Below are 6,209 nucleotides of genomic sequence, written 5' to 3'. Positions count from 1 at the left end.
CGCCAAATCCGCGGCCTGCGGTCCGTGCTCGGAATCCCACAGCGCTTGTTCTCGCCGAACGGGACGCCGCACTCCCAGCCTAGCGGCGGCGGACTCTTCGACCCATGTCCGGCCACCGCTGTGATGCAGCGAGATCCAGCCAGGACGCGTGTCATCGAAGTCGACCCGAACGCGCTCGTTCGCGAAAAGCCGCAAGGTGGAGGCGGTGTCGTTGACGCTCGCGGGCAAGGTCAACCGCAGCGTGTAGCAATTCCGAGCTGAGTCCCATTCGAATCGACGCGCCTGCAATTCCTGGGGGTCGACCCACTCGAACACATCTTTACCGTGCTCATCCAGGCCTTTTACCAGGTGGTAGCGCACATTCCCGTTCTGCCGCCGCCAGGCCGAATCTTTCGAATGTTGCAGTACGCCACCGTGCAGTGGACGCAGCACACGAGTGCCGCCCGGGAGGGGAATCGCGATGTCGGGCAATGCGAAATGCGACCCCGGCAGCAAAGGAACCCCGGACCTCTGCCGGGCCACCGAGCCGGGTGGCGCCAGGAAACTCGGCCAGTCCAGAGGTTGGGCCAGCAGCAACGAACGAGTCGGCGTGGTGCTGGTGAATTCGGTTTCCGGAAGCGGATTTTCGGGCGCACCCTCGAAGTCCCGCGACGGCTGGGCGGCTGAGTACAGGTCCGCGAAGCTCTGGAACACGCGGCCCTCGCTCGCGGCGATCGAATCGACCACGAGATGAGTTGGATTGTCTTGTTCGAGTATCGAGACGGCCGCATGCGGCTCGAGCCGCTGCTCGGCAGGTCCGGTCGCCGGGTCGTACAGCAGCACCTCTTCCGCGCCGACCGTCATCGCGTGGACGCGGCCACTGGCCGTCCGATACACCAACCGCATGCCGGGTCGAATGATGGTGTGCCAGTTCGACGGCATCGTGTCGGTGGTGTACGGCTGCTGCTCCGGCACACCCATCAGTCGAGCCAGCGAATGCATCCGGTCATCGACCGAGCCGGCCCCGTAGTGGTCGACCATCATTGTCCACTCGGTGGCGTCGAGTGCGTTGTCCGGATGGTCGGAAAGCAACCAGCGAGCGGCGAATTCGATGTCCAGCAGGGCACGGTTCGGTGCGCTGCGGGTGCCGAGAGCCGGGTCCGATGAACGGGATCGATCGCGGGCCGTGCTGGTCGAATCGGTTCGTGGTGATGCCCGCACCGGGTCGCTCAGGATCGCGAAACCCTCTGCGGCACCGGCGCGGTGAGTCGACAACGGGACCGGCGGCGTGGCCGCGCCGTTCGACCCATCTGACCGTGCCAGCTCGGTGTTGCCCGATGCGCCTGCGCGAGTGTGATTTTCGAGCAGTGACGGCGATTCCGAGACTTGGTCCGTTTCGGAACGTGCCGACTCCGTGTTAACCGGCGCCGCGGCTCTGGCTCGACCATCCGGCGACAACTCCGGGAGTTGGTCCGTGAACAGCGCTCGGGTCATCCCCTCCTGGTTGAAGAGGTAGGTCAAGTCAGCGAGGTCACCGGACGACCATTCAGTCATGGTGCCGGCGAGATCCCACACACCCTCGCCGCGGATCCAGACAAAGCGCGCCTGCGTCGCGTCTCCCACCACCATGACAGTGGCCTGCATCTGGCTGCTCTTGTCGAAAGCCTTGGCCGACAACGCTGTCGGATTCTCTCCGAGGAGTTGCGAGATGGTCTCGTCAGCCCAATTCAGGGACGGCCTCGCCTGCGGTGTCGGCGGCACGACCGCTTCGTTCGACGAATCGTGATCACCGTGCTGAGCGGAGTTCGAGCTGTCGGTCGCTCTGGGACTCGGTATCGGCGGCCGCGAATCCAGTTGCGGCGTATCACCGAGGAGCGGAGGGGCGTTCGCCGAGTAGACGCCCGGATTCCGCGAGCTCAGAATGAACTGTTCTACGGCGGCCGTCTGTAGTGGAGTGGCGACGTCCCGCAGCTGAATTTCGGCCGCCTTCAGCGCGCTGTCCGCTTGGTCGCGCCGCGCCTGGTTTTCTGGCGTCTGATCATTCTTCAGTGCCTCGGCGGCGTTCTTGTACTCGGCGGAAGCCTCCTCGAACCTCGAGACGATCACCTTGACGCCCTTGTGCGGCGCTCGGCTGCGGTAGTCCTCGGGTGAGATGTAGTGGCGGGCCTCGCCCGGTGTGCCACCTTCTTCCGGGCCCTTGCTCAGATCGCCGAAACGTGCGGCGCGGCGCCGGACCTGCTCGATCACGCGTTCCGAATAGGCCGGACCGCCGCTGATCTTTTCCAGGAGTCTGCCGCTTTCGACAGCGTCCCGGACCGGGGTGATGTCGACTCCGCGGGACAACATCTTGTTGCCGATCAGGATCTTGCCCCGCGCACCGGCGGCATCGGTGAGCTCGGTCAGCTTCTCCGCCACCGCGTTTCTGCTATTGAACCCATCGGCCCATGCGACGTCGACCAGATCGAATTTCACCTCGAGGCCCCGGGCCGCGGCCGCATCGCTCAATGCCTTGCCCAAGAGCGCGGCATCGGCGTTGTCCATGGCGACGATGAGTTGCGGATGTCCCTGCTGGACCTGTTTGCCGTCGCGCTCCACGAATGCGTCGTTGAGAATATCTTCGGCCATGGCCGAGAACTTTTCGCTCTTGTTGCTGAAGTGCAGGGGCTCATGCAGCAGGAACTGTGACTTGAAATACCTTTCCACTCTTGTTATCGGTCCGGTGCCGAACTCCTCGTGCAAGACGCGCTCGACACCGCGCGGGTTGCCCTCCGAGGCGGTGAGCATGGTGCCCGATGTGCCGGTGATACGGGTGAAATAGCTGAAGACCTGATGCCCGGTGACACTGATCGAATGTCTCGAATCGGAGGTGACCTGCATGCCCTCCTTGAGTTCCAGGTATTTGGCGAATCCCGACCATCTGCTGGAACTCTGCGTCTCGGGGTTGTCCAGCGTCTGATCGTTGGTCGCGGACGAGATGATCTTGATCCTCTCGGGCTTCCCTTCGCCGTTCTCGCTGACGTGATAGTCGGAACGACGCTCGGGGCCCCACCAGGCCTGCGCGGCATCGTTGTACTCCGACTCCTCTCCGTCGGTCAGCTTCCTGCCCAGATGCGATTCCAGCGCCGCCTTACCCTCCGGACTCAGCCGCGAGTCGAATATCCCCCGATGGTCCGGGTCCTTTCCGAAATGCTCCGGAAGCAGGACCTTTTCGTTCACCGCTCCCTGGAAGTCCCGCCAGATACCTTCGGCTCGTTCTTTGTATTCCTGGAATCCAGGGTCTTCGGCGTCCTTGGGAGTCGACGGCTGCAGCACATATTGGGACTGCACGTCGACCATCTGGTCGTCCATCTCATCGACGATCACCTCACCCCGCCGGAACGGTTCGAAGCGAGCGTCCGATCCGATTTCCGCCGCCGCATCGTCGAGCAGCTTCTTGTATTCGACGAGCGTCGGCGCTTTCTCCAGTTTCGCTTTCAGCTCTTGCACGCGTGCATCCGGCATGCCGGCTTCTTTGAGCTTGTCGATCATCATCTGCGCTTCCTTGACCGCGCGGAAGCCGAAGTTCTCCGCCGTGCCGATGACGATGAGCTTCTTGCCTTCCGTCGGCTGCTCGAACGGCGCATCGGGATCCATGCGGCGGACCTCGATATCGAGGTGGTGTTTATCGCCGGCGACCAGGTTCTGGAACTCGCGGTGCATGTGGTGGACCAAATGATCAGCGCTGGTCATCACGTAGACGATGTCGTTCTTCAGGACCGAACGCGTCGCCCCCGCGATGACAGTCAGCTCTTTGCCCTCACCGGTACCCATCTCGACCGGCCCGCGTTCCATCAGCATTTCCGTCGTGAGCTGCGTATGCAGCAACGCCTTCCCGTCCTTGAGACCGGTCTCGTCTTGGGTACCGCGGCGGATCAGTTCCATCAGTGCCACACGGGAATCCGTATCGGAGCCGTTCTTGATCAGATCCGCCAGGCCGACTTCGTCGAGCTTCGCCAGTGGACCAGTCCTGTCCTCGCCCACCAGGGTTTCGTAGTGCTCGCGCAGTGCCTTGGCCGCTGCCTTCGTCGCCTCATACCGCTTGGCGGCCACCTGTTCGAAAACCTCGGCATCGTAGGCTTTCCACGACCCTTCACCGGATTTCCCGGCGTCCGCTATGAGCTTGTCGACGTTGTTCCGGACCGACGGATCGTCCTGCACCGCCTTCTCGTACGCGGCCCGCAGCTCGCTGTCGGCTTCCACGACAGGCGTCTTTGCCTGAGGAGTCTTTTCGGCCGCCGGTGGCCACTTTTCCACCTCTTCCGATGTGTACTTGCGTCCACTCTGGTCGAAGTGGTCGAGGCCCTTGTAGAGCTCGCCGAGTGCGGCTTTGATCCGGGCCGGGGCCGGGTGGTAAGCACCCGCCCAGTCGCCGACCGCGGTCATCTTCCCGTCCACGAAGTGCGCCTGGAACGCCACGTACACGCCGGCGTTGTGGAACGACTCGTGCGGGAGATCGCTGATGTACCAGCGGCCGTGGTGGTCACCGATCACGGTTCGCATCACCGGGGCCTGGGTCTCGGCCCAGCGATTGAGCAGCGGGCCGCGCCGCGGTAGCTCGATGGTGGTTCGGCCGTTCTCGCCGACCACCTTGTCTCCGGGCTTGCCCTGTGCCGCCTTCGGCTTCGACGAGTCGTCGGACTCGGTCTTCGACTTGCCCGACTTCGACTTCGACGAATCCTCGGACTCGGCCTTCGACTTGCCCGACTTCGACTTCGATGAGCCATCGGACTCGGTCTTCGACTTCGATTTCGAGGACGAGTTGTCCGAATCGTCGCTGGCCGGCTTCTTGTTCGGAGCGCTGGGATCTCTCGTCCACTTACCGTCTTCGGAGACGACGTAGCGGTGCTCGGCGCGCTCGTCTGCGTTGAGCCGGTACAGGCCGCGCGAACCCCACTTGTCGACACCGCGGTGCTCGGGCGCCGGTTTGCCGCTACCGTCGCCGTCCTTATCGGTAGCCGGCGGCTTCTTCTGCCCGAACTCCGGACGCAGCGGCAGATCGTTGATTCCGGCCTCAGGTTGGCGGAAGACCTCCCGACCCTCGTGCGGAGACTTGTTGCCCTTGAACATCTCGATCGTCTGCTGGAACCCGAGAATCTGTCGCAGGAACGACTTGCCGCCCGGCCACACCGGCCCGAGCAAACCGGGATCGACCAGGCGCCACCGCGGTTCGAACATAGCGGACTTCAGGTCCGCGAGCAGACTGCTCGTCTTCTCCGACTTCGACGCGCCGGTGGTCGCCCCGTCGGTGCCGTCACCGGTCTTTCCCGCCGCGGTGGACGAACCGTCACCATCGCCACCAGCCTTGCGCGTAGTGGTGGACGAACCATCGCCGTCGCCACCAGCCTTACGTGTGGTGCTGGATGAACCATCGCCGCCATCGCCAGCGGGCTTACGCGAACCAGCAGAAGAACTCTCGCTCCCGTCACCACGGGACTTGCGCGAAGTAGTCGACGCACCATCGTCACTGTCACCACGGGTTTTACGGGACGAGCCAGGCGAACCCTCGTCGCCATCACCACGGGTTTTGCGCGATGTAGTCGACGCACCGTCATCGCCGTCACCACGAGTTTTACGCGAACCAGCAGCCGAACTCTCGTCACCGTCACCACGGGTCTTTCGCGGCGAGCCAGCCGAACCGTCATCACCATCCCGACGGCCCGCCGCATTGCTGCGCGAGGCGTTCGACTCCGACTTGTTCGGTGTCGATTCTTTGACCGGTGGTGCCTTGTCGCCGCTCGCCGCAACCTTGTCGCTCGCCGAAGCTGTCTTGTCACCGGACGACGAGGTCTTGTTGCTGAGCGGTGGGGTCTTGTCGCCGGTCGATTGTTCGGGACCCGACTTCGTGCCCTGCGCGGTCGGCTGTGGGTCCGGCGTGCTGGCCTTGGTCTGCGGGCCCGCCTGGACCTGCTGACCGGAATCCGCCGAGCGATTGCCGGATGGTGTTGCGGCCGTGTCGAATTGCTTCGTCTGCGCGCCACCACCCGGCGCGCCGGCGGACGATGCGCTCGATCGTGGCGGAGTGGACCCGCCGGTCGACGCGGACGACGGTGCGGCATGCGAGGCGCCGGCCACCGCCGGCTTCGCACCCGTCTGCTCCACCTTGGGTGGCGGCGCAGAGCCCACTGCGTCTGCCTTGGGCGCTGCCCCGGACCCGGGTTGCGCAGCCGCGCTGTGGCCGGTGCCGGGCGACC

At 64.2% G+C, this 6,209-nt stretch carries 3 protein-coding genes and 1 pseudogene; 3 read left to right on the top strand and 1 reads right to left on the bottom strand.

Annotation, left to right across the window (positions count from 1 at the left end):
• The first annotated feature begins 2,136 nt into the window (after positions 1-2,136).
• A complete protein-coding gene (locus DBO33_RS43905; protein WP_234390750.1) occupies positions 2,137-2,664 on the top strand; it encodes a hypothetical protein in 528 nt (175 codons plus the stop codon).
• Between the two features lie 144 nt (positions 2,665-2,808).
• On the opposite strand, the pseudogene DBO33_RS44665 reads toward DBO33_RS43905, so the two are convergent.
• A pseudogene (locus tag DBO33_RS44665) lies at positions 2,809-4,014 on the bottom strand (hypothetical protein); the annotation flags it as partial.
• A gap of 562 nt (positions 4,015-4,576) precedes the next feature.
• Between DBO33_RS44665 and DBO33_RS43895 the strand changes: the two are divergent.
• Both DBO33_RS43895 and DBO33_RS43890 read left to right on the top strand, forming a co-directional pair.
• Positions 4,577-4,858: a hypothetical protein gene (locus DBO33_RS43895; RefSeq protein ID WP_234390748.1), complete on the top strand. Its 282-nt coding sequence runs from the start codon at positions 4,577-4,579 to the stop codon at positions 4,856-4,858.
• Positions 4,859-4,860: 2 nt separating this feature from the next.
• Complete coding sequence (locus DBO33_RS43890; protein ID WP_234390747.1) at positions 4,861-5,382, top strand: hypothetical protein; 522 nt, start codon at positions 4,861-4,863, stop codon at positions 5,380-5,382.
• Positions 5,383-6,209: the final 827 nt, after the last annotated feature.

The sequence above is a fragment of the Nocardia suismassiliense genome, from assembly GCF_900269665.1.
Classification (GTDB): Bacteria; Actinomycetota; Actinomycetes; order Mycobacteriales; family Mycobacteriaceae; genus Nocardia; species Nocardia suismassiliense.
The sequence above is the reverse complement of the archived record's forward strand: the minus strand, read 5'-3'. Positions and strand labels throughout refer to the sequence as shown.